Source organism: Pseudomonas sp. LB1P83 (genome assembly GCF_054897885.1).
On the sequence record NZ_CM142709.1, the window covers coordinates 5,200,001 to 5,222,271 of the forward strand.

Genomic DNA, 22,271 nt, shown 5'->3' on the forward strand with positions numbered 1-22,271 from the left:
CCTCTACCATACTCTAGCTTGTCAGTTTTGAATGCAGTTCCCAGGTTGAGCCCGGGGATTTCACATCCAACTTAACAAACCACCTACGCGCGCTTTACGCCCAGTAATTCCGATTAACGCTTGCACCCTCTGTATTACCGCGGCTGCTGGCACAGAGTTAGCCGGTGCTTATTCTGTCGGTAACGTCAAAACAGCAAAGTATTAATTTACTGCCCTTCCTCCCAACTTAAAGTGCTTTACAATCCGAAGACCTTCTTCACACACGCGGCATGGCTGGATCAGGCTTTCGCCCATTGTCCAATATTCCCCACTGCTGCCTCCCGTAGGAGTCTGGACCGTGTCTCAGTTCCAGTGTGACTGATCATCCTCTCAGACCAGTTACGGATCGTCGCCTTGGTGAGCCATTACCTCACCAACTAGCTAATCCGACCTAGGCTCATCTGATAGCGCAAGGCCCGAAGGTCCCCTGCTTTCTCCCGTAGGACGTATGCGGTATTAGCGTCCGTTTCCGAGCGTTATCCCCCACTACCAGGCAGATTCCTAGGCATTACTCACCCGTCCGCCGCTCGCCACCAGGTACAAGTACCCGTGCTGCCGCTCGACTTGCATGTGTTAGGCCTGCCGCCAGCGTTCAATCTGAGCCATGATCAAACTCTTCAGTTCAAACATCTTTGGGTTTTTAAGAAACCCTAAACTTGGCTCAGCAATCGTTGGTTACATCTTTGATTTCTCGCGGAGTAACTTGTGATGCTGATAATCTTGTTGACTATCAGTCTGACTCCACAAGCACCCACACGAATTGCTTGATTCAGTTGTTAAAGAGCGGTTGGTTAAGATCTTTCGTCTCAACCGAGGCGCGCATTCTACAGCAGCCTCTGTTGCTGTCAAGCGGTTATTTTCAGAAGTTTTCAAAGTTTCCTTTGCAACTTCAACCACTTGCGCTTCCGATCTCTCGTTAGCGGGAGGCGAATTCTACAGCGTTACTCGCTGCTGTCAACACCTCTTTTTCTCCGCTTTCGACCGAGAAGATCGAACCGTCAATCAAGCCCTACAACCTTGCCTGATCAACTCCTTCTGGGCTTCGATGACCTGAAGCAACTCGCTGTCGAAAACTGCGTAACTCATTGTTTATCAAGGAGTTTTCCGTTTCGACTGCGCCGGAAGTGGGGCGAATTATAGACTTCCAGAATCTGCCGTCAACCCCTAATTACGCCTTTCTTGCAGAAGGGGCCTTTTTAGCTATTAAACGTGGGATTCGACGGGCAATCGGGGGAATGCGCAGCACCAATAGCAACGCCCCTATAGAGGCATAGATAGCCCATTCCTTCAGATCGGCACGTACGATCCACAACATATGCAGCAATCCAAGCCCGAGAATCACGTACACCAGACGATGCAGCTTCTTCCAGCGAACACCCAGGCGTCGCTGACTGTAACGATTGGAGGTCACTGCCAACGCCAACAAACCAAGAAACCCCAACGCCCCGACAATAATGTACGGCCGCTTGCGCAACTCGACACCCAGCTGCGACCAATCAAACCCAAGAATGAACGCCGTATAGCCGCTCAAATGCAGAACCACATAAGCGAAACACCACAAACCCAGCTGTCGCCGTACGGCAATCCACCCCGCCCAACCGGTGAGTTTCTGCAAAGGCGTCATGCTTAACGTTATTAGTAGCAGGACAAGCGTCCCCAGCCCTAGCCGATCAACCAGCACCTTGCCCGGATCTGGACCCAACACATCCTGCCAGGCCTGATACAACCAAAACAGCGGCCACACCGCTGCAGCTATAAAGACGCCAATTCGCCAAAACGGATAGCGCATCAGTAGTTCTTCCGCAGATCGAGCCCTGTATAGAGAGAGGCAACTTCATCCGAGTAGCCGTTGAACATTTGCGTGTCCCGAACATTCGGCTTGAACAGACCGCTCGGCAAACGACGCTCCCGCGCCTGGGTCCAGCGCGGATGATCAACCGTAGGATTCACGTTCGCGTAGAAACCATACTCATCCGCGGCAATGCTCTGCCAGGTAGTTTTCGGTTGTTCACTGACCAGGCTGATCCGCACGATGGATTTAACGCTCTTGAAGCCGTACTTCCAAGGCACCACCAAACGCAGCGGCGCTCCATTCTGATTCGGCAGTTCGCGCCCATACATGCCCACTGCAAGAATGGCCAAAGGATTCATCGCCTCATCCAGGCGTAAACCCTCTACATAGGGCCACTCGATCAAGGCAAAACCGGATCGCTGCCCCGGCATGCTTTTCGGATCTTGCAGTGTTTCAAAGCGGATGAATTTAGCCTTTGATGTCGGCTCGACTTCCTTCAGCAAAGCCGAAAGGGGAAAACCGATCCAGGGAATGACCATCGACCAAGCCTCAACACAGCGAAGACGGTAGATCCGCTCCTCCAACTGATAAGGCTTCATGAAGTCTTCCAGCGCATACCGCCCCGGCTTGCCTACCTCCCCGTCCACCACCACGGTCCAAGGCTCAGTCTTCAACGAACCGGCATTGGCAGCAGGGTCGCCTTTATCAGTGCCGAACTCATAGAAGTTGTTGTAGTGGGTCGCATCCTTGAAGGGCGTGATCGCCTCATCCTTGACGTTGACCGCCCCCCACTTAGTAGAAGGAAGCTTTTCGGCAAACCAGGAAGGTGCCTTGCCAGGCTCGACATCGGCGTAACGAGCGGCTTCGTCAGCACTGGCCCATCGCGGCAGACTGCTCACAGCCAGACCGGCAGCGGCTGCACCCAATAGATTGCGTCGAGAAAGATAGAAGGCTTCAGGCGTGACGTCCGACTCATGGCAGTCAGACGCTTTGGGGACTTTGATCAGCATGGCAACTCCGCAGCATTGGAGGACAGATGCACCAATAGACTGCGGAGTATGAGGGAAATTACATCACTCGGCGTTTTTGTGCCGACGAAGATGCAACAGGTATTGCACCGGACCAGACGCCGCGTAAGCGAGGAAAACCAACAGCAGAATGCGCGGTGGATCACTGAAGACCACGGCAAACACCAATACCACCGCCAGGATCGCGACAAAGGGCACTCGCCCCTTCAAGTCCAGCTCCTTGAAGCTGCTGTATTTGATGTTGCTGACCATCAGCATGCCGGCGGCGGCAACCATCAGCGCAACCAGGAACGACATCTTCGACCCCTGAATGCCGTAATCGCTGAACGCCCAGACAATCCCCGCCACCACACCCGCGGCAGCCGGGCTGGCCAGACCGATGAAGTAGCGTTTGTCCGCAGTACCGACTTGAGTGTTGAAACGCGCCAGACGCAGCGCCGCCCCCGCTACATAGATGAAGGCAACCATCCAGCCGACCTTGCCCATGTCACCCAAGGCCCAACCAAACGCCAGCAATGCCGGCGCAACGCCAAAGGCGACCATGTCCGATAACGAGTCGTACTCGGCGCCGAAAGCACTCTGGGTATTGGTCATGCGGGCAACGCGACCATCAAGGCCGTCGAGCACCATGGCGACGAAAATCGCGATCGCGGCAAACGCGAAATACTTGCTCGCGCCAATCGAATCACCGGCACTCAAGGCACTCTGGGCGCTCATCGAGCTGATGATGGAATAAAACCCTGCAAACAGGTTCGCAGTGGTGAACAGATTCGGCAGAAGATAGATACCACGATGCCGGACTTTACGGCCTTCAGCGTCATGCCCTTCCTCGATGTGTTCATCGATGGGCAGCAGGCTTTCGGCGTCAGAAGCCTTGTTTGGCTCTTCGGGACGTTCGCTCATGGACATTACCTTGCAACGGGGTGGAAAGTTTCGACAGGTGTCTGGGACGACGGTTCGGCCGCAAACGATGCAGCTTTATACCAGAACCGGCTACCCAAACGAAAAAACGCGGCCTAAGCCGCGTTTTTCGTACAAGTGCGCGACTTAGTTTTTAGCTTTGTCGACGATCTTGTTGGCACCGATCCACGGCATCATGGAGCGCAGTTGCTCGCCGATGATTTCGATACCGTGAGCGGCGTTGTTGCGACGCTTGGCGGTCATCGAAGGGTAGCCGGTTGCGCCTTCGCTGATGAACATTTTGGCGTATTCGCCGTCCTGAATACGTTTCAGGGCGTTGCGCATGGCCTGACGGGATTCGGCGTTGATCACTTCCGGACCCGTCACGTACTCGCCGTATTCAGCGTTGTTGGAGATCGAGTAGTTCATGTTGGCGATACCGCCTTCGTACATGAGGTCAACGATCAGCTTCAGTTCGTGCAGGCATTCGAAGTAGGCCATTTCCGGCGCGTAGCCAGCTTCAACCAGGGTTTCGAAACCGGCTTTGACCAGTTCAACGGTACCGCCGCACAGAACGGCTTGTTCGCCAAACAGGTCGGTTTCGGTCTCGTCCTTGAAGGTGGTTTCGATGATGCCGGTACGACCGCCACCAACGCCAGCGGCGTAGGACAGTGCAACGTTCTTGGCGTTGCCCGAAGCATCCTGATAGATAGCGATCAGGTCAGGGATACCGCCGCCTTTGACGAATTCGGAACGCACGGTGTGGCCCGGTGCTTTCGGCGCGATCATGATCACGTCGAGGTCAGCGCGCGGAACAACCTGGTTGTAGTGGATCGCGAAACCGTGGGAGAAGGCCAGGGTGGCGCCTTTCTTGATGTTTGGCTCGATTTCGTTCTTGTACAGGGCAGACTGGAACTCGTCCGGGGTCAGGATCATGACCAGATCGGCAGCCGCAACAGCGGAAGCAACGTCGGTCACTTTCAGGCCGTGAGCTTCGGCTTTGGCAACAGTGGCCGAACCTTTGCGCAGACCGACAGTAACGTCAACGCCGGAGTCTTTCAGGTTGCACGCTTGGGCGTGGCCCTGGGAGCCGTAACCGATGATGGCAACTTTCTTGCCCTGGATGATCGACAGGTCGCAGTCTTTTTCGTAATAAACTTTCATGAAATTCCCCTATATATCCAGGCCGTTCAGGCCGTTCGCTAATTTGGTTTAGATGCTGAGTACTTTGTCGCCGCGAGCGATACCGGTGACGCCGCTACGGACGGTTTCCAGGATCGAGGCGGTGCCAATGGACTGAATGAAGCTGTCGAGCTTGTCGCTGGTACCGGTCAGTTGAACGGTATACACGCTAGCGCTGACATCGACGATCTGCCCACGGTAAATATCGGTGGTGCGCTTGATCTCGGCGCGCTGGGCGCCGGTGGCCTTGACCTTGACCAGCATCAGTTCGCGCTCGATGTGAGCACTCTCCGACAGGTCGACCAGTTTGACCACTTCGATCAGCTTGTTCAGGTTCTTGGTGATCTGCTCGATGATTTCATCGTGGCCAACAGTGGTCAGCGTCAGACGCGACAGAGTCGGGTCTTCGGTTGGGGCCACAGTCAGGCTTTCGATGTTGTAGTTGCGCTGCGAGAACAGGCCGACTACACGAGACAGAGCGCCGGGTTCGTTTTCCAGAAGCAGGGAAATAATATGTCGCATGATTAAGTACGCTCCGTCTTGCTCAGCCACATATCACGCATGGAGCCGTCTTTGATCTGCATCGGGTAGACGTGTTCGCCGGCGTCGACCTTGATGTCGATGAACACCAGACGATCCTTCATCGCGAATGCCTGCTCCATCATCGGCTTCAAATCCTTCAAGTCCGTGATGCGCATACCGACGTGGCCGTAGGCTTCTGCCAACTTGACGAAGTCCGGCAACGATTCCATGTAGGAGTGCGAGTGACGTGCGCCGTAGCTCATGTCCTGCCACTGACGGACCATGCCGAGCACGCCGTTGTTGAGCAGGATGATCTTCACCGGCAGGTCATGTTGCAGGCAAGTGGACAGCTCCTGGATGTTCATCTGGATGCTGCCTTCACCGGTCACGCACGCCACATCGGCTTCCGGGAAGCTCAGTTTCACGCCCATTGCTGCCGGGAAACCGAAGCCCATCGTGCCCAGGCCGCCGGAGTTGATCCAGCGATTAGGCTTGTTGAAGCGGTAGTACTGCGCCGCGAACATCTGGTGCTGACCTACGTCGGAAGCAATGTAGGCATCGCCCTTGGTCACTTCGTGCAGGGTTTCGATAACGGTCTGCGGCTTGATGATGCTGCCGTCGCCCTTGTTGTAAGGGAACATGTCGCGATCACCGCGCCACTCTTCAACCTGCTTCCACCAAGCGGCGACCGAGTCCTTGTTAGGGGTCTCGCCGATTTCCTTGAAGGTAGCGACCATTTCGGTCAACACACTTTCCACCGGACCTACGATAGGAACGTCGGCCTTGATGGTTTTGGAGATCGAAGCCGGGTCGATATCGATGTGGATGATCTTGGCGCTTGGGCAGAACTTCGATGCACCGTTGATAACACGGTCATCAAAACGCGCGCCCACGGCCATGATCACGTCCGCATGGTGCATCGCCAGGTTAGCGGTGTAGCTGCCGTGCATACCGAGCATGCCGAGGAATTGACGGTCGCTGCCCGGATAGGCGCCGAGGCCCATCAAGGTATTGGTGACCGGCACGTTCAGCAGTTGCGCCAGTTCGGTCAATGGCGCGGAGCCGTTGCCCAGAATGACGCCGCCGCCGGCATAGATGATCGGCCGCTTGGCCGCCAACAGCATTTCCACCGCTTTGCGGATCTGGCCGGAGTGGCCACGAACCGCCGGGCTGTAGGAACGCAGCTTGGCTTTTTTCGGAAAAATGTATTCGAACTTCTCGGCCGGGTTGGTCATGTCTTTCGGGATGTCGACAACGACAGGACCAGGACGACCGGATTGCGCCAGGTAGAACGCCTTTTTCATGACTTCCGGGATTTCCGAAGCATGCTTGATCATGAAACTGTGTTTCACGATCGGCCGGGAGATACCGATCATGTCGGTTTCCTGGAAGGCATCGGTACCGACCATGGTGCTAGGCACCTGGGCGGTCAAGATCACCATCGGGATGGAGTCCATGTACGCAGTAGCAATACCGGTAATGACGTTGGTCGCACCGGGACCCGAGGTCACCAGTACGACGCCGGCCTTGCCGGTGGCACGCGCATAGCCGTCAGCCATGTGAGTGGCAGCCTGCTCATGACGAACGAGAATATGTTGAACGGCTGGTTCTTTGAACAGTGCGTCGTAGATATGCAATGCGGCACCACCCGGGTACCCATAGATATATTTAACGCCTTCGTCACGCAAAAAGCGGACGAGCATCTCACCGCCAGATAAAAGCTCCACGTTGTTCACCTCTAAAACGCCAGAATACCGCCCACATCAAAGAGGACGGGTCTTAATAGGTTTACTTCTCAGCAGAGCATGAGCGACGGTGGTCGCCGACTACGTCAGCACTGACTGAGCAAGTATTGGGATCGTCCCAAGTGTTGCGGGGCTTTCCCACCCAGCGCGAGGTAACGCGTTGCGGGTGTAACAGGTCGGCGCGGATGTGCGCCTCATGATCTGCTGAGTGGGCCTGCTTCTGGCAGTCCCTCTACAGCGGACTTTGGATTCTTCTGTTTCGTCCTCTGCAAGTCAAGCCGTCTATGTGCTTTATTGAAGTAAGCACATGAGAAAGCAAGAAAAAACCGCTAAACCGCAACTGTGTTAGCTTCAATTGCGCAACTCTGGCAAGGAAATGGCATGCGAACGTTCTTAATGGTCAGTCTGCTGATCAGCCCTTTGTGTATGGCCGGTCATATCTACAAATGGGTCGACGCCCAAGGCGTTACCCATTTCGACGCACAACCGCCGCGAGGCCAGGAGGCCGCCACGATGGTGACGCCCTCTCCGCCTGCCGGCAAACCCGCTGCGCCAATGCGCAGCACGGCGATTGGCGATCAACAGGCCATCGACAACACAGTGAAAAAGCAGGTCGCCGAGCAGCAAGCCCAGCTAAAGGTGTTTTGCGAGCAGGCGCGAACGAACCTGGCCCAGCTGCAGAACAATCCGCGATTGCGGGAGGATGTCGACGGCGAGCGGCGCCGCCTGACCGACGAGCAACGTCAGGAGCGCACAACCGAAGCACAGAAACAGATTGCGGATAACTGTGTAGGAGCTGTCGAGTGAAACGAGGCTGCGATCTTTTGACTTTGCTTTTTACAAACAAAGATCGCAGCCTCGTTTCACTCGACAGCTGCTACACGGATCGGAGTCAGCGAGAAGCGGTGATCAGCAGATCGAACTCTTTGAGCAAGACCTGCAACTGCCGATCCCTGCCCTGGACATCGCGGGCAGCGAAGACCATTTCAGCCATCTCCTGAATCCCCGACGCGTTGGGCAGCGGCAGATCCTGTTCGAGGATGAGCTTCATCCGCGGCAGGAAGATCCATTGCAGCCACTGCTCGAAATTCAGCGTATCCACCGAAAACGGTTCGACGCTGGATAACGCTTCAGCGGATGGCGAAACCTCGTCCCACCAGCCCTGAACCCGCAATTCACGCTCGATCAACAGCAGTTGTTCGGCAATCTTTGGGAAACGTGCATCCATCACAGCGAAACCTTGGCCTTCTGACGGGCCAGTGCAGCACCGGAGGAATCACCCTGCTTCTCACGCGCCTGGGCGATCAAATCCCACAGGCTGGCCTGAAGCGCCGGACGACCATTGGCGAATGTCAGGCCACGACGAGCGAACTGTTCAGCCTGAGGTGCATCGCCTTGGGCCATGCGCACCTGAGCCAATCGATAAAGCACTTGCGGCTCACGCGGTGCAACACGCTGGGCGCGCTCGAGACTGGAGGACGCACCGTTGAGATCACCGCCGGCCTGTTGCTGCTGAGCAGTGGTCAACAATGCCAGTACCGGACCGTCCAATTGCTCATCGGCAGACAAGCCACCGGAACTCGACGGAGGAATCCCGCTCGGCGTCGACGGCATGCTGTAGCTGCCCTGATTGATCGGTGCCGATTGCACCGGCGAGGTGTCGATCGGCCCAGGGGTAATCGGGCCCGGCGTGATCGGCCCGGTGCTGATCGGTGCCGACGCCACTGCGCCGCCACCTGGGACCATCACGACGACACCGGTGTCACCTTGTGGAATCGCCTGAGTCTGGGCTTGCACAGGGCGTTTTGACGTCGTCTGACGGAAACCGCCATTGGCCGACACTCGCTCACTGTTGGAGACCGCGCTGCCAGAATCCACAACCGGGATCGAACCGCGTTGTACGGAGGAGCAACCGCTGAGCAAAGCCACGGCGGTAACCGCTGGAATCAACCACTTGTTCACTTGAAACCCTCTTTGCTTAATTCATCCAGCCCTTGACCCAATCCATCACCGTTTCACCGGATGCCGGGCTTTCGCCACCGCACGCAGCGCCGGGAGGCGGTTCGCTGCCGCGAATATACGGCATCTGCACGGCACCTGGGCAGCTGCCTTCGGAACCTTGTCCGGTACGCGAATCGACCCAGGCCTGAACAACGTTGTCCGGCTGCGGCATGTCCAGCGGCAGCGGATCGGCCTTGCGCATGAAACTGGTCCAGACCTGCAACGCTCCGGTGGCACCGGTGAACGGCGTCTTGCCGTTGTCATCGCGGCCCAGCCACACCACCGCCAGCAAGTCCTGGCTGAAACCGGCGAACCAGCTGTCACGCGAATCGTTACTGGTACCGGTTTTACCCGCCAGGGTCAGGGTTTTCGGCAGCACGTTATAAACCGAACTGCCGGTACCTTCACGCATGACCCGCTGCATGGCGCTCTGGATCAGGTAAATGGAGGCCGGGTCGAAACGCTGCTCGATCTGGAACGGATAACGCTTGAGCGGCTCGCCTTCGGCGGTCAGTACACTACGAATCCCGCGCATCGGCGTATTGAAACCACCGTTGGCCAGCGTCTGGTACATGGTTGCCACTTCGATTGGGGTCAAACCACCGGCCCCCAGCAACATCGAAGGGAACGCCGGAAACTCGCGACTGACCCCCAGGCGTGCCAGTGTCTTCAGGACATTCGGTACACCCACCGCCAACCCGAGGCGCGCCGTCGACAGATTGTAGGAATGGGCCAGGCCCTGGTACAGGAACACCGTACCGTGGGAACGGCGATCGTAGTTCTGGGGTTTCCAGACCTGGCCATCCGCGCCTTTGATCGAGAAGGATTCGTCCGACAGCCAACTGGTCAGCGTGTACTGGCTCGGTTTCTCAAGGGCTGTCAGATACACCGCAGGCTTGATCAACGAGCCGATCGGCCGCACCGCATCCAGCGCACGGTTGAAGCCGGCGAAACTCGCCTGACGGCTGCCGATCATGGCCTGGACTTCACCGGTTTCCGGGTTGGTCACGACCATCGCCGCCTCAACTTCATCGGAACCCTTGCGCCCGGCCAGGCGTTTAAAGGTGTCGTTGACCGACGCCTCGGCTTTCATCTGCAGGATCGGGTCGAAACTGGTGAAGATCCGCAGGCCCTCTTCGGTCAAGTCTTCGTCGCGGTAGTCTTCGCGCAACTGACGTTTAACCAGGTCGAGGAAGCCCGGGAAAGAACTGTCCGCCAGCTTGCCGCGAGTTGTCACACCCAGTGGCATTTTCTTTGCGGCTTCGACCTGCTCGGCCGTGGCGACTCCTTGCTGTTCAAGAACATCAAGCACCAGATTGCGCCGCTCCAGCGCCCGTTCCGGATTGCGGCGCGGGTTGTAATAAGACGGCCCCTTGACCATGCCCACCAGCATGGCGACTTGATGCAGTTTCAGCTCGGACAATGGCTGCCCGAAGAAGAACTGGCTGGCCAGGCCGAAACCGTGCACCGCTCGCTGGCCATCCTGACCGACGAACACTTCATTGAGGTACGCCTCAAGAATTTCCCGTTTGTCGTAATGCAGCTCAAGCAGCATCGCCATCATGGCTTCGGTGAGTTTGCGGGTCAGGCTGCGTTCGCTGGTCAGGTAGAAATTCTTCACCAACTGCTGCGTCAGCGTACTGCCGCCCTGGGTCATCTTGCCGCCAGAGGTATTGACCCACACGGCGCGGGCAATCGACTTGGGCGACACGCCCCAGTGGCTATAGAAATCCCGGTCTTCCACGGCCACCAGGGTTTCCAGCAAATACGGCGGGACCTGATCGATTTTGATCAGAATGCGATCTTCGAGATTTTTCGGGTAAATCCCGCCGATCAGCAGCGGCTCCAGCCGCACGACAGAAAGCTTCGCTCCGTTGGTCGCCGAAAGTTCGGCCACATAGTCGCCGGAGAAGCGCACGCGCACCGGCTGAGCGTTCTCCAGGCCTTCATAGAACTGGAAGCCGCGGGTATTCAAGTCGACGGTGTTGCCGTTGACCGCCGCAGCGCCGGGGCCGTTGCTCACGGCTTCGCGGCGATAGCCCAAGGCATCGAGCTCGGTCAGGAAGTCTTCCTTGCTCAGCTTCTGGCCGGTGAACAGCTCGAGCGGGCGCGCATACACCTTGGCCGGGATGGTCCAACGCTTGCCGGAGAACTTCTCCTGGACCACGGCGTCGAGGTAAACCGCGAACCCGGCGAGCACCACGAGGCCGACCAGACTGAGTTTAAGGGCCCAGCCCAGCCAGGGGCTCAAGCCCTTGGAAGGTGGTTTTTTGGGGGTGCGGGGGGATCGAGTACGAGTCATGGCGGCGGATTATACGCACTTTATTCATACTCAACAGGAGCCCTCCGAGGTTTGCGTCAGGCGGACTTGCAGCCATAATGGCGACCGTGAATTTTCCCAAGACTTTGAAGGATCGCCTGTGAGCCAGTCCCTGATCGCCGCCCTGCAAAACCCGGCCCTCTACCCGCATCCGGTAGACGGGTTCCAGGTCATCGAGACCCATATCTCCTGGGTCATTCTCACGGGCCCCTTTGCTTATAAAGTGAAGAAGCCAGTGAATTTCGGCTTCCTCGACTTCACCAGCCTCGACGCTCGTGAGCATTTCTGCAGCGAAGAATTGCGCCTTAACCAGCGCCTGACCAACGATTTGTATCTGGAAGTGTTGCCGATCACTGGCAGCGAAACAGCACCTCAGTTGGGTGGCGACGGTCCGGTTGTCGATTTCGCGCTGAAAATGCGTCAATTCCCACAAAGCCAGTTGCTCAGCACCCTGCAAGCCAACGGCGAGCTGACCACCGCGCACATCGACGAGATGGCCGCGCAGATTGCCCAATTCCACCTCACTGCACCGAAAGTGCCTGGCGAACACGAAGCCGGCACCCCGGATAGCGTGATGGCGCCAGTACGCCAGAACTTCGAACAGATCCGTCCGTTCCTCAGCGACAAGGCCGATCTGCTGCAACTCGATGCTTTGCAAGCCTGGGCCGAAAGCAGCTTCGAACGCCTCAAGCCGTTGTTTGCCCAGCGCAAGACTGAAGGCTTCATCCGCGAATGCCACGGTGATATCCACTTGGGCAACGCCACCGTGATCGACGGCAAGGTCGTGATCTTCGACTGCATCGAGTTCAACGAACCGTTCCGCTTCACCGACGTTTATGCCGACACCGGTTTCCTGGCCATGGACCTGGAAGACCGCGGCCTGAAGAGCCTGGCACGTCGTTTCATCAGCCAGTACCTGGAACTGACCGGTGACTATCAGGGCCTTGAGCTGCTGAACTTCTATAAAGCCTACCGCGCACTGGTTCGCGCCAAGGTCAGCCTGTTCAGCATGCCGGCCGAGGCCGACCCGGTGCAACGCGCAACCACCCTGCGCCAGTACCGCAACTACGCCAACCTGGCGGAAAGCTACAGCACCATTCCTTCGCGTTTCATGGCGATAACCCACGGTGTTTCCGCCGTCGGCAAGAGTCACGTAGCCATGCGCCTGGTGGAAGCGCTGGGCGCCATTCGCCTGCGTTCGGATGTTGAACGCAAGCGCTTGTTCGGCGAGCAAACCGTAGCGAATGACCCGCAGGCCGGCATTTATAGTGCCGACGCCAGCGCCGCCACTTACAACCGCTTGCATGAGATTGCCGCAGTCATCCTGCGTGCCGGTTTCCCGGTGGTCATTGATGCGACTTACCTCAAACGCGACCAGCGCGACGGCGCGGCGAAAATCGCCGAGGCCACCGGTGCACCGTTCCTGATCCTCGATTGCAACGCACCACAAGCGGTCATCGAGAGCTGGCTGGCTTTGCGTCAGGCAGACAAAAAGGATCCGTCCGACGCCAACCTGGCTGTCATCGCCGCGCAGCAAGCCAGTCGTGAAGCCCTGACGCCTGCCGAGATTCTGTGCAGCAAACGCGTCCAGACCAATGAAAGCGGAACCCTCGATACCGTCGTTGCGCAGATTCGCCAGCGCATGCCAGGTCTGTAAAAAACTATTTCAGCCGTGAAGCCTTCGCCGGCTTCACGGCTGTCAAATAGTGGCACTATACTGGCGTCATAAAACCATCAGGTGATGCGACATGAGCCAGCCGAAACTTCTCGACACCCCGCTTTATGCCTTGCTGCACAAAGACGACATCGCAGGCTTCAATGCCGAACGTGCCGGTCACGCCTCCGTCGACATGGTCGGCGGCGATTTTCGTGGCCTGGACCTGCGTGAACTGAACGCCGAGGGTGTCGACTTTACCGATGCCTATTTCCGCTCCGCCGATTTGCGCGGCATCGACTTTCGCAACGCTTGCCTGGAAGGTGCGAGCCTGGCTCACGCACAGATCTCCGGCGCCTACTTTCCGCCAGAACTGAGCGCTGACGAGATCCTGATGTCGATGAATTTCGGTACGCGCCTGCGTTACCGCACTCGCTAAAAACGACCTTCTGCCTGACAAGTCCAGCGCCCCTGCTTTGCGCTGGACGCTGGTTTTTTTGTCGCGAAAGTTGATTCCTCCGCGCCTCCCCCTACTGCACCCGCAGACCTTTACGCGGCTCTTTGAGTATTCCTCTTAGAAGCTTTTGCGTCGAAACCGACCAAACAATCACGCTTTTCCTACTGATGGCTACACTCCTGAGAGGCTCGCCCACGCACCGATCGGCCGTCGCAAGGAGGCTTGATGAATGATGAACTGCAACACCTGAAGAATCTTGGCAAGACGTCGGCGCAGTGGCTGCATGCCGTGGGCATCCACAGCGCCTCGGACTTGCGTCGCCTCGGGGCGGTGGATGCTTATCGGGCCGTGCGTACGCGCGGATTCCGGGCGTCCAAGGTGTTGTTGTATGCGATCGAAGGCGCACTGATGGACGTGCACTGGAATGACATTCCGGCTGATCGCAAAGAAGCCTTGAACAAACAACTGGAAGCCATCTCGTCACGTCACAAGAATTGAACAGGCAGATTTCGCCTCAGGATTACCGCCTGAAGCGCAATGATTTCGGGGCTATTCAGCAAGAGGATGGAGGATTTCAAAGAAATCAAAAAACAGCGGTTGACTTGGTAATGAGAATCGCTATGATTATCACAACTGGTCGCGAGACTGGTCGATATTTGAAAAGCCCTTGGTTCGGACTCTCAGATATCTCCTCATCAGGCTAATCACGGTTATTTGACCCGACTCTTGTCGGGTCTTTTTTTGCCTGTGAAAAAGTGGTCGTTTACTGACCGAACTGCTTACGCATTTCTGCACAGTAATCCTGAGCCGGCGTGGCGGGCGTATACCAGACGTAATCAGCCATGGCCGGTGTTACCTCACCGCCCTGCTCCGCCAGCATCAAAACCGTGGGTGCTTGCGGCTCTCCAATATCAAGCACGTGGATCGGCACGCCAACATCCTTGCGCGCGTGATAGGCGCCAGCGAACAGCAGCGAAGGCGTCGGTGCCGACAGCAAACGCGCGGCCATCCGCCGATCACGTTGCTGCTGGACCGCCAGCATCGCGGGCATTTGTGAGGTGGGCAGCAGGCCGCAATGGGAGTCGTTGATCTGTGCAAGCAACTCATCCTTGACCGAATCAGCGTTGGAACGCGAACCGCTCAGTGTCGGTGGCTTGGCGTAGACGGTACGGATTTCAGGATTATCCAGATTGGCCGCCAGTAGAGGGTACGGTTGAGTCAGCACAAAACCCACGATCGGTCCGTACAGACTCCAGTCCCACCCCGACTGCCAGTTCAACGCGCCGGGCAAATCAGCGGGCAGTGTCGAGGCACGACGAACGTCATCGACGCGCGGTTGTTGATCCGGCGTAAGCATCTCCAGCAGCAGGCTGCCCTGTGGTCGACGCTCGCCCAGCGCCTGCAACAACCACAATTGCAGTTGATGGTGATCACGATTGTCATGCTGCTCGCCGACGATCAGCCGCGTCGGCTCGGCCAGCCGTGCGACCAGTTCCCGAGGTGTCAGGACCTGACCGCTGCGCAGGTCACGAATCTCACCGGTGACCGGCGGCGGGCTCGATAGGTGCTGGCAGCCACTCAAGACCAGCAGCGCCAACAGCAAAATCACACGCATGTGCTCACCTCGATGAATTGCTCAGCGGGCGATGATCAGCGGATGCCCACGTTCCGGGTGCTGCTGCACCAGCACCTCCAGCCCGAACACGGCCTTGAGTGGTTCCGGACGCAATACCTGCTCCGGCGTATCAAGCGCCACCGGCCGCCCACCTTCGAGCAGTAACAGGCGATCACAATAGCGCGCCGCCAGGTTCAGATCATGCAGGATCACCAGCACTGCAGCGCCGTGATCGGCGAATTCGCGCACCGCTTGCAGGGTGGTGTGCTGGTGCAGCGGATCGAGCATCGAGGTCGGCTCATCGAGCAACAGCGTTTGCCCCGCTTCGCCTGGCCAGAGCTGCGCCAGCACCCGCGCCAGATGCACCCGCTGACGCTCGCCGCCGGACAAGGCCAGATAGCTGCGACCACTCAGGTGCCCGGCATCGGCAGCGTGCAAGGCAGCGGCGACGATCTCGTCATCCCGGACCCGTCCGCTTTGGTAAGGCAATCGCCCCATGCCGACCACTTCTTCGACACGAAAGGCGAAGTCCAGGGTCGATACCTGCGGCAATACCGCCAGCCGCTGGGCTCGCTGCGCGCCGGTCCAATGACTCAACTCGCGCTCATCGAGCCAGACGCTGCCATGATCAGCCTTCAACTCACCGCACAAGGCGCCGAGCAAGGTGCTTTTGCCGGCACCGTTGGGCCCCAGCACGCCAAGCACTTCGCCTGGTTTGAGCTCAAGTGTGATGTCCGTCAGAACGATCTTCGTGCCTCGACGGATTTGCAGGCGCTGGGTTCGCAACATCAGGCACGCCCTCTAAGCAATAAATACAGAAAGAACGGCGCGCCGATGAAGGCCGTGACAATCCCGATCGGCAACTCCGCCGGTGCCAGGGCAAGCCGCGCCACCAGATCGGCAAACAGCAGAAGACTGGCACCCGCCAGCACCGAGGCCGGTAACAACACCCGATGATCAGGACCGGCCAGCAGTCGCATCAGATGCGGCACCACCAGACCGACAAAGCCGATCATCCCCGCTGCCGCCACCGCCGCGCCAACGCCCAGCGCAGTGCAGAACACCAGTTCGCGCTTGAGCCCTTCGACGTCGATGCCCAAGTGACCGGCCTCCGATTCGCCCAGCAACAGCGCATTCAAGGCCTTGGCCCGGCGCGGCAACCACAGCGCCACACCGGCGCTCACCAGCAGTAACGGCCAGAGCCGCGAATAGCTGGCGCCGTTGAGGCTGCCCAGGTTCCAGAACGTCAGCGTGCGCAAGGTCGCGTCGTCGGCCAGATAAGTGAACAAACCTACCGCGGAACCCGCCAGCGCAGTCAATGCGATACCGGCCAGAAGCATGGTTGCGACATTGGTCTGCCCGTTGCGCCGACCCAGCCGATACACCAGCGCCGTCACGCCCAAGCCACCGAGAAATGCGCACACCGACAATAGATAAGGTCCGAACGATTCAGGCAGACCACCAAATATCGAACCACCGACAATCGCGATAGCAGCACCCAACGCAGCACCGCTGGACACGCCTACCAACCCGGGATCAGCCAGAGGGTTACGAAACAAGCCCTGCATCGCCACGCCGGAAAGCGCCAGCACACCACCCACCGCCAGGCCCAACAAGGTTCGAGGCAGGCGGATTTGCCCGAGGATCAACTCGGCCTGCTCCAGCCCGTCGGGCGCAATGGGCAGGCCGATCAGGCGCATCGCCGCGCGCAAGGTATCGAACAAAGGCAGGCTCACCGGTCCGAGCGCCAACGACAACCAGATCGCCACTAAACAAAGCAGGCTTAAACCAATGAACAACGTGCGGGGTTTAACCAGAATGGTCATTGGGCGGGTTTACCGGGAAAGAAGCTGTCAGAGAGCTTTTTCAGTTCATCGGGCAACCGTGGACCGAGACCACCTACCAGCAATGTCGGATCGAGTTCCATGACGCGCCCATCCTTGGCTGCACGGGTCGAAGACAGAATCGGGTTCTCCTTGAACAACGCCGCACGCGCGGCATCGCCGGTCAGCGCTCGGTCCGCAAACACCAACACGTCCGGGTCAAGACTGACCAGCGACTCAACAGAAAAGGGTTTGTAGCCGGTATGCGTTGCCAGATTGTGCCCACCGGCTAGCTGGATCAACCAATCGGCGGCGGTGTCCTTGCCGGCGATCAGCGGCTTGCCGCCCGCATGGCCCAGCAGCAACAGCACACCCGGCGATTTTTCCTTCAACTGCGTACGAGTGACCCGGACCTTCTGCTGGTCAAGTTGCTGCTGATAAGACTGGATCAATTGCGCAGCCTTGTCCTCGGCACCGAGCAACTTGCCCAGGTGCGCCAGGTTGCCCTGCAACGTCGGCAGATCTGGCTGGGCCGAGAACAACTCAACCTGCACGCCCGCGCTTCGAATCTGCGACAGCACCGGCGGCGGCCCCATTTCTTCGGTGCCGACCAGAATCTGCGGGCGTAAGCTCAAGATGCCCTCCGCCGACAGTTGCCGCTGATAACCGATGCTCGGCAGCGCCTTCAACGATTGCGGATGCTGGCTGGTGGTATCGACTCCGACCAGTTTCGACTCCCCGCCCAGCGCGCTCACCCACTCCGACAGGGCGCCGCCGGCACTGACCCAACGCTGGGGCAACTCGGCCGCTGCGGCGTGATGGCTGACGAGGAGTCCGACACACAGCGCAGCAACGCGGGTACTCAGGCGCATAAACAGCTTCCTTTTAAGTTTTCCCAGGCATCGAGATGTCAGGCCAAGTATCCTCGGCATCCGGCACCTGCACCCGACGGGCGAAGCGGCCATTTGATAATTGTTTGCATTTGAACGTCAAGCTCGGACATATCCGGTCACGAGCCGCCGGCGTTGAGGATAGACATGAAGCTGCTTTGCACAGGTGCCGAATTGGCTGACAACAGCAGTCGCGGATTCGAAGTCGACGACCAGAAACTCTTCGCCGTGCGCCGGGGCGGCCACGTGTATGTCTACATCAATCGCTGCCCGCACCGGGGTGTTGGCCTGGAATGGAAACCCGACCAGTTTCTCGACCCCAGCAACAGTTTGATCCAGTGCGCCACCCACGGCGCACTGTTCCTGATCGAAGACGGCGAATGCGTCGCCGGCCCGTGCGCCGGGCAATCCCTCGCCACCGTTGCCTGCCGCGAAGACGCGCAAGGGATCTGGATCAGCCTTTAGCCGTTCAGCTGCACATCCAGACGCCGATCGACCACCATTTCTTCGTGAGTCAATCGCACGCCATAGGCCAGCACCTCGACTCCGCACACCACCGCCTCACGCAATGCCGCCGCGTAGGCCGAATCGATTTCTTCTGCCGGACGCACGGCGTCGATCCCCGTGAGGTTTACGCAATACAACTGCACCGCACGAATCCCGTCCCGAGCCAGATGAGCCAGTTCCCGCAAATGTTTGGCGCCCCGTTGCGTCACTGCATCAGGAAACGCCGCCACCGATGAACCGTCGAAGCCCAGGGTCACGCTTTTGACTTCCACATACGCCGGCCCGTCCGGGTAATCGAGGCGGAAATCGATGCGGCTGCTTTCCTGCCCGTAGGCCACTTCGCGTTTCAACTCGGTAAAGCCGTTCAGTTCGGTAATAACGCCGGCCCGTAACGCCTCTTCGATCAACCCGTTGGCGCGCCCGGTGTTCACGCAAAACAGACGACCCTGTGGGGTTTCACCGATTTCCCAGGTGCCAGGCAATTTGCGTTTCGGGTCATTGGAGCGGCTGAACCAGACTTGGCCGCCTTCCACCTGGCAATTGAGCATCGAGCCAGTGTTCGGGCAATGGATGGTCAGCAATTCGCCGCCAACGGTTTCGATATCGGCGAGAAAACGCTTGTAGCGGCGGATCAGGCGACCTTCTTCGAGGGGAGGATGAAAACGCATCAACCTTGCCAGCTCCGCAAACCACGAGCGATCCGCTCGACCGCTTCTTCCAGGCGCGGCAGGCTTTGGGTGTACGCAAAACGCACGTGATGCCCGGCCTGATAGCGCCCGAAGTCCAGTCCCGGGGTAATTGCCACGTACTCGGTTTCGAGGAAATATCGGCAGAACGCGAAGGCATCGCCGCCGAACTTGCTGATATCGGCGTACAAGTAGAACGCGCCTTCCGGTTCGACGGCGATGCCGAAGCCCAGTTCTCGCAGAGCCGGCAAGAGGAAATCCCGACGACGCCCGAATTCGGCGCGACGCGCTTCCAGAATGCTGATCGTGGCCGGCTCAAAGCAAGCCAAAGCAGCGTGCTGGGCCATGCTTGGGGCGCTGATGTAGAGGTTTTGCGCGAGTTTTTCCAGTTCGCCGACAGCTGCTTCAGGCGCGACCAGCCAACCCAACCGCCAACCGGTCATGCCGAAATACTTGGAAAAACTATTGAGGACGAAGGCGCTGTCATCGACTTCCAGCAGACTGGCGGCATCAGTGCCATAAGTCAGGCCATGGTAGATCTCGTCCACCACCAGGTGACCGTGGCGCTCCTTGATCGCAGCCGACAAGCCTGCCAGTTCATCGCGGGTCAGAATCGTCCCGGTCGGATTGGCGGGCGAGGCCACCAAGGCGCCGACGCTGTCCTGATCCCAATGGCGCGCCACCAGGTCCGGCGTCAGCTGATAACGCACATCCGGGCCGACCGGCACCAGTTGCGCTGCGCCTTCGACCAACCGCAGAAAATGCCGATTGCACGGGTAACCCGGGTCAGCCAGCAGCCAGTGTTTGCCCGGGTCCACCAGCAAGGCGCTGGCCAGCAACAGCGCACCGGAACCGCCGGGCGTGATGAGGATTCGCTGCGGATCAATGTTCAAACTGTAACGTTGTTGATAGAAATTCGAGATCGCTTCGCGTAACTCGGGGATGCCGCGCGCTGCCGTATAACGAGTTTTCCCCGCCGTCAGTGCCGCCTGGCCGGCCTGGATGATCGGCTCGGCGGTGGTGAAGTCCGGCTCGCCGATTTCCAGGTGGATCACATCGTGACCCGCAGCCTGCAATTCATTGGCCCGCGCCAGCAGCGCCATGACATGGAAAGGTTCGATCGCGCGACTGCGGGCACTGTAGGACTGAGCCATTAGCCTTCCTTACAACGGAGAAAAGAATCGATTCTACCCAAGCGCCGGAACGAGCGAGAACCTAAAGCGGTCAGAGGCGTTATAACCCTGACCGTAAACGACTCAAGCGTGTACCCCAGGTTTGACTAAAATCAATAATTGATCAGGTCTCCAACGCCGCCAGACAAGGCTTTGCAATCATTTGCAAGCCCTTGGGGCCACTACCTCGACATCCGGGAGTAGCGCGCCCCGATTTGATCTGGTAAGTTCGCCCGCTTGCAGCCGCAGGGCCGGCAGGTGTCGGTGATGGAGCAATCCTGCGCAATGGATTACAAGAGTAGAGGCGGTCCATTTCATGCCCACCCAAGCAAAGCAGCAAAATACGTCGATCAGCGGCTTCGAACCCTACCAGGCAGTAAAGGGCGAGGAGTACATGGGCAAGCCCATGCGCGCTCACTTCACCAAGATCCTGAATAAGTGGAAACAGGACTTGATGCAGGAAGTCGACCGTACGGTTGATCACATGAAGGACGAAGCGGCCAACTTCCCTGACCCGGCAGACCGTGCCAGCCAGGAAGAAGAGTTCAGCCTTGAACTGCGTGCCCGCGACCGCGAGCGCAAGTTGATCAAGAAGATCGACAAGACGCTGCAGCTGATCGAAGACGAAGAATATGGCTGGTGCGAGTCCTGCGGCGTCGAGATCGGCGTCAAGCGACTGGAAGCCCGCCCTACCGCCGACATGTGCGTTGACTGCAAGACCCTGGCGGAAATCAAGGAAAAACAAGTCGGCAAGTAATGTCGCCTTGAACGAACAACGGAGCGTGAGAACGCTCCGTTTTTGTTTCTGAAATTTGCCCCGCAGAAAACCTATGGGAGCGAGCCTTTGTGGTGAGGGGATTTATCCCCGTTCGGCTGCAGAGCAGTCGCAAGCTGGTTGAATGCGATCAATCTTACGCATCGCGATTACAGGTTTGGGGCCGCTACGCAGCCCAACGGGGATAAATCCCCTCGCCACAAAGGCTCACTCCCACAAGTGACTTGCGCACGCCCGGACAACGTAAATTGCACTTATGACCGCCATCGCCTCCCCCACCTACATCGGGCGCTTCGCCCCCACGCCCAGCGGCCATCTGCATTTCGGTTCGCTGGTCGCAGCGCTGGCCTCGTACCTCGACGCCCGTGCGGTGGGCGGTCGCTGGTTGATGCGCATGGAGGATCTCGATCCGCCACGGGAAGAACCCGGCGCTCAGGCAGCCATCTTGAAAGCGCTGGAAAGCTACGGTTTCGAGTGGGACGGTGAAATGGTCCTCCAGAGCGACCGGCACGAGGCTTACGCCGAAGTCCTCAATCGCCTGTTCAATCAGGGCCTCGCCTACGCCTGCACCTGTTCGCGCAAACAATTGGAGCCGTATCACGGCATTTACCCGGGCCTGTGCCGAAATGCCGGCCATGGCACTGAAGACGCCGCGATTCGACTGCGCGTGCCCGAGCTGGACTACCACTTCATCGACCGCGTGCAAGGCGAGTTCCGCCAGCATCTGGGGCGGGAGGTCGGCGATTTCGTGATCCGCCGCCGCGACGGGCTCTACGCCTATCAACTGGCGGTGGTGCTGGACGATGCCTGGCAAGGCATCACCGACATCGTCCGTGGCGCTGATCTGCTGGACTCAACGCCGCGCCAGCTCTATCTGCAAGAACTGCTGGGCCTGCGGCAACCGCGCTACCTGCACATCCCGCTGATTACCCAGCCCGATGGCAACAAACTGGGCAAATCCTATCGCTCGCCGCCGCTGACCGAAGACCAGGCCACGCCTTTGTTGCTGCGTGCGTTGCGTGCACTGGGGCAAAACCCGGGCAAGGAACTGGCGTATGCGACACCACGGGAAGTGCTGGATTGGGGCATCGCCCACTGGGATGCGTTATTAATCCCGCGCACACTGACCCTGCCCGAAGCGCAACTACAGTGATCACACTTGC

Annotated in this window: 22 protein-coding genes and 1 rRNA gene (1 of these 23 cut by a window edge); 7 read left to right on the top strand and 16 right to left on the bottom strand. The window is 58.5% G+C overall.

The genetic code is table 11. The features are described 5' to 3' along the window. The 7 genes from ACYZTY_RS23795 to ACYZTY_RS23825 all read right to left on the bottom strand — a co-directional run. Nucleotides 1-663, bottom strand: a 16S ribosomal RNA gene (locus tag ACYZTY_RS23795) (it extends 876 nt beyond the left edge of the window). 544 nt (nt 664-1,207) lie between these two features. Further along, nucleotides 1,208-1,828, bottom strand: coding sequence for a protein-methionine-sulfoxide reductase heme-binding subunit MsrQ (gene msrQ / locus ACYZTY_RS23800; protein ID WP_461955723.1), 621 nt, complete (start codon nt 1,826-1,828; stop codon nt 1,208-1,210). Further along, nucleotides 1,828-2,841, bottom strand: a complete 1,014-nt coding sequence (msrP, locus tag ACYZTY_RS23805; RefSeq protein ID WP_461955724.1) for a protein-methionine-sulfoxide reductase catalytic subunit MsrP — start codon at nt 2,839-2,841, stop codon at nt 1,828-1,830. The genes msrQ and msrP overlap by 1 nt, the downstream gene beginning before the upstream one ends. Nucleotides 2,842-2,904: 63 nt before the next feature. Next, nucleotides 2,905-3,762 (bottom strand): CDP-diacylglycerol--serine O-phosphatidyltransferase, encoded by an 858-nt coding sequence (gene pssA / locus ACYZTY_RS23810; protein WP_461955725.1) that lies wholly within the window; start codon nt 3,760-3,762, stop codon nt 2,905-2,907. A 144-nt stretch (nt 3,763-3,906) separates the two neighbouring features. Then, the gene (ilvC, locus tag ACYZTY_RS23815) at nt 3,907-4,923 is read right to left on the bottom strand and encodes a ketol-acid reductoisomerase (RefSeq protein WP_007948647.1); all 1,017 of its coding nucleotides are present in this window, start codon (nt 4,921-4,923) and stop codon (nt 3,907-3,909) included. A 48-nt stretch (nt 4,924-4,971) separates the two neighbouring features. Then, a complete protein-coding gene (gene ilvN, locus ACYZTY_RS23820) occupies nt 4,972-5,463 on the bottom strand; it encodes an acetolactate synthase small subunit (RefSeq protein ID WP_003205610.1) in 492 nt (163 codons plus the stop codon). Between the two features lie 2 nt (nt 5,464-5,465). After that, on the bottom strand, nt 5,466-7,190 hold the full coding sequence (locus ACYZTY_RS23825) for an acetolactate synthase 3 large subunit (RefSeq protein WP_131061795.1): 1,725 nt from the start codon (nt 7,188-7,190) through the stop codon (nt 5,466-5,468). A 399-nt stretch (nt 7,191-7,589) separates the two neighbouring features. On the opposite strand from ACYZTY_RS23825, the gene ACYZTY_RS23830 reads away from it, so the two are divergent. Further along, nucleotides 7,590-8,015: a DUF4124 domain-containing protein gene (locus ACYZTY_RS23830; RefSeq protein ID WP_461955726.1), complete on the top strand. Its 426-nt coding sequence runs from the start codon at nt 7,590-7,592 to the stop codon at nt 8,013-8,015. A gap of 85 nt (nt 8,016-8,100) precedes the next feature. On the opposite strand, the gene ACYZTY_RS23835 is transcribed toward ACYZTY_RS23830, so the two are convergent. From ACYZTY_RS23835 to mrcB, 3 genes are read right to left on the bottom strand one after another with little or no spacing between them, the layout of a single operon-like run. Beyond that, complete coding sequence (locus ACYZTY_RS23835; protein WP_461955727.1) at nt 8,101-8,436, bottom strand: YqcC family protein; 336 nt, start codon at nt 8,434-8,436, stop codon at nt 8,101-8,103. Continuing rightward, nucleotides 8,436-9,170 (bottom strand): tetratricopeptide repeat protein, encoded by a 735-nt coding sequence (locus ACYZTY_RS23840; protein ID WP_461955728.1) that lies wholly within the window; start codon nt 9,168-9,170, stop codon nt 8,436-8,438. Before ACYZTY_RS23840 ends, ACYZTY_RS23835 begins: the two co-directional genes overlap by 1 nt. A 16-nt stretch (nt 9,171-9,186) precedes the next feature. Further along, nucleotides 9,187-11,511 carry a penicillin-binding protein 1B gene (gene mrcB, locus ACYZTY_RS23845; protein WP_461955729.1) on the bottom strand — a complete coding sequence of 775 codons (2,325 nt, stop codon included), beginning with the start codon at nt 11,509-11,511 and terminating at the stop codon, nt 9,187-9,189. Nucleotides 11,512-11,629: 118 nt separating this feature from the next. Between mrcB and ACYZTY_RS23850 the strand changes: the two genes are divergently transcribed. From ACYZTY_RS23850 to ACYZTY_RS23860, 3 genes are all read left to right on the top strand, one after another. Next, a complete protein-coding gene (locus ACYZTY_RS23850) occupies nt 11,630-13,186 on the top strand; it encodes a bifunctional aminoglycoside phosphotransferase/ATP-binding protein (protein ID WP_461955730.1) in 1,557 nt (518 codons plus the stop codon). A gap of 91 nt (nt 13,187-13,277) precedes the next feature. After that, nucleotides 13,278-13,622: a pentapeptide repeat-containing protein gene (locus ACYZTY_RS23855; protein ID WP_461955731.1), complete on the top strand. Its 345-nt coding sequence runs from the start codon at nt 13,278-13,280 to the stop codon at nt 13,620-13,622. A 243-nt stretch (nt 13,623-13,865) separates the two neighbouring features. Beyond that, nucleotides 13,866-14,138, top strand: coding sequence for a TfoX/Sxy family protein (locus tag ACYZTY_RS23860; protein WP_010467623.1), 273 nt, complete (start codon nt 13,866-13,868; stop codon nt 14,136-14,138). Nucleotides 14,139-14,403: 265 nt separating this feature from the next. Here ACYZTY_RS23860 and ACYZTY_RS23865 read toward each other — a convergent pair whose 3' ends face one another. From ACYZTY_RS23865 to ACYZTY_RS23880, 4 genes are read right to left on the bottom strand one after another with little or no spacing between them, the layout of a single operon-like run. Further along, a complete protein-coding gene (locus tag ACYZTY_RS23865) occupies nt 14,404-15,255 on the bottom strand; it encodes a ChaN family lipoprotein (protein WP_461955732.1) in 852 nt (283 codons plus the stop codon). A gap of 21 nt (nt 15,256-15,276) precedes the next feature. Beyond that, nucleotides 15,277-16,044 carry a heme ABC transporter ATP-binding protein gene (locus ACYZTY_RS23870; protein ID WP_461955733.1) on the bottom strand — a complete coding sequence of 256 codons (768 nt, stop codon included), beginning with the start codon at nt 16,042-16,044 and terminating at the stop codon, nt 15,277-15,279. Beyond that, nucleotides 16,044-17,081: a FecCD family ABC transporter permease gene (locus ACYZTY_RS23875; protein ID WP_461955734.1), complete on the bottom strand. Its 1,038-nt coding sequence runs from the start codon at nt 17,079-17,081 to the stop codon at nt 16,044-16,046. The genes ACYZTY_RS23870 and ACYZTY_RS23875 overlap by 1 nt, the downstream gene beginning before the upstream one ends. After that, nucleotides 17,078-17,950 carry a heme/hemin ABC transporter substrate-binding protein gene (locus tag ACYZTY_RS23880; protein WP_461955735.1) on the bottom strand — a complete coding sequence of 291 codons (873 nt, stop codon included), beginning with the start codon at nt 17,948-17,950 and terminating at the stop codon, nt 17,078-17,080. The genes ACYZTY_RS23875 and ACYZTY_RS23880 overlap by 4 nt, the downstream gene beginning before the upstream one ends. A gap of 165 nt (nt 17,951-18,115) precedes the next feature. Between ACYZTY_RS23880 and ACYZTY_RS23885 the strand changes: the two genes are divergently transcribed. Continuing rightward, complete coding sequence (locus ACYZTY_RS23885) at nt 18,116-18,433, top strand: Rieske (2Fe-2S) protein (protein WP_461955736.1); 318 nt, start codon at nt 18,116-18,118, stop codon at nt 18,431-18,433. On the opposite strand, the gene sfsA is transcribed toward ACYZTY_RS23885, so the two are convergent. Together sfsA and ACYZTY_RS23895 are read right to left on the bottom strand one after the other, a co-directional pair. Next, a complete protein-coding gene (sfsA, locus tag ACYZTY_RS23890; protein WP_461955737.1) occupies nt 18,430-19,143 on the bottom strand; it encodes a DNA/RNA nuclease SfsA in 714 nt (237 codons plus the stop codon). The two genes, ACYZTY_RS23885 and sfsA, sit on opposite strands and share 4 nt — an antisense overlap. Next, on the bottom strand, nt 19,143-20,315 hold the full coding sequence (locus ACYZTY_RS23895; RefSeq protein WP_461955738.1) for a pyridoxal phosphate-dependent aminotransferase: 1,173 nt from the start codon (nt 20,313-20,315) through the stop codon (nt 19,143-19,145). The genes sfsA and ACYZTY_RS23895 overlap by 1 nt, the downstream gene beginning before the upstream one ends. A gap of 334 nt (nt 20,316-20,649) precedes the next feature. On the opposite strand from ACYZTY_RS23895, the gene dksA reads away from it, so the two are divergent. Beyond that, nucleotides 20,650-21,090, top strand: a complete 441-nt coding sequence (gene dksA, locus ACYZTY_RS23900) for an RNA polymerase-binding protein DksA (protein ID WP_131061781.1) — start codon at nt 20,650-20,652, stop codon at nt 21,088-21,090. 274 nt (nt 21,091-21,364) lie between these two features. Continuing rightward, a complete protein-coding gene (gene gluQRS / locus ACYZTY_RS23905) occupies nt 21,365-22,261 on the top strand; it encodes a tRNA glutamyl-Q(34) synthetase GluQRS (RefSeq protein ID WP_461955739.1) in 897 nt (298 codons plus the stop codon). Nucleotides 22,262-22,271: the final 10 nt, after the last annotated feature.

Coding starts and splice junctions, on each gene's coding strand:
- msrQ (WP_461955723.1), bottom strand. CDS start 1,828: ATGCGCTATCCGTTTTGGCGAATTGGCGTCTTTATAGCTGCAGCGGTG.
- msrP (WP_461955724.1), bottom strand. CDS start 2,841: ATGCTGATCAAAGTCCCCAAAGCGTCTGACTGCCATGAGTCGGACGTC.
- pssA (WP_461955725.1), bottom strand. CDS start 3,762: ATGAGCGAACGTCCCGAAGAGCCAAACAAGGCTTCTGACGCCGAAAGC.
- ilvC (WP_007948647.1), bottom strand. CDS start 4,923: ATGAAAGTTTATTACGAAAAAGACTGCGACCTGTCGATCATCCAGGGC.
- ilvN (WP_003205610.1), bottom strand. CDS start 5,463: ATGCGACATATTATTTCCCTGCTTCTGGAAAACGAACCCGGCGCTCTG.
- ACYZTY_RS23830 (WP_461955726.1), top strand. CDS start 7,590: ATGCGAACGTTCTTAATGGTCAGTCTGCTGATCAGCCCTTTGTGTATG.
- ACYZTY_RS23835 (WP_461955727.1), bottom strand. CDS start 8,436: ATGGATGCACGTTTCCCAAAGATTGCCGAACAACTGCTGTTGATCGAG.
- mrcB (WP_461955729.1), bottom strand. CDS start 11,511: ATGACTCGTACTCGATCCCCCCGCACCCCCAAAAAACCACCTTCCAAG.
- ACYZTY_RS23855 (WP_461955731.1), top strand. CDS start 13,278: ATGAGCCAGCCGAAACTTCTCGACACCCCGCTTTATGCCTTGCTGCAC.
- ACYZTY_RS23860 (WP_010467623.1), top strand. CDS start 13,866: ATGAATGATGAACTGCAACACCTGAAGAATCTTGGCAAGACGTCGGCG.
- ACYZTY_RS23865 (WP_461955732.1), bottom strand. CDS start 15,255: ATGCGTGTGATTTTGCTGTTGGCGCTGCTGGTCTTGAGTGGCTGCCAG.
- ACYZTY_RS23870 (WP_461955733.1), bottom strand. CDS start 16,044: ATGTTGCGAACCCAGCGCCTGCAAATCCGTCGAGGCACGAAGATCGTT.
- ACYZTY_RS23875 (WP_461955734.1), bottom strand. CDS start 17,081: ATGACCATTCTGGTTAAACCCCGCACGTTGTTCATTGGTTTAAGCCTG.
- ACYZTY_RS23880 (WP_461955735.1), bottom strand. CDS start 17,950: ATGCGCCTGAGTACCCGCGTTGCTGCGCTGTGTGTCGGACTCCTCGTC.
- ACYZTY_RS23885 (WP_461955736.1), top strand. CDS start 18,116: ATGAAGCTGCTTTGCACAGGTGCCGAATTGGCTGACAACAGCAGTCGC.
- sfsA (WP_461955737.1), bottom strand. CDS start 19,143: ATGCGTTTTCATCCTCCCCTCGAAGAAGGTCGCCTGATCCGCCGCTAC.
- ACYZTY_RS23895 (WP_461955738.1), bottom strand. CDS start 20,315: ATGGCTCAGTCCTACAGTGCCCGCAGTCGCGCGATCGAACCTTTCCAT.
- dksA (WP_131061781.1), top strand. CDS start 20,650: ATGCCCACCCAAGCAAAGCAGCAAAATACGTCGATCAGCGGCTTCGAA.
- gluQRS (WP_461955739.1), top strand. CDS start 21,365: ATGACCGCCATCGCCTCCCCCACCTACATCGGGCGCTTCGCCCCCACG.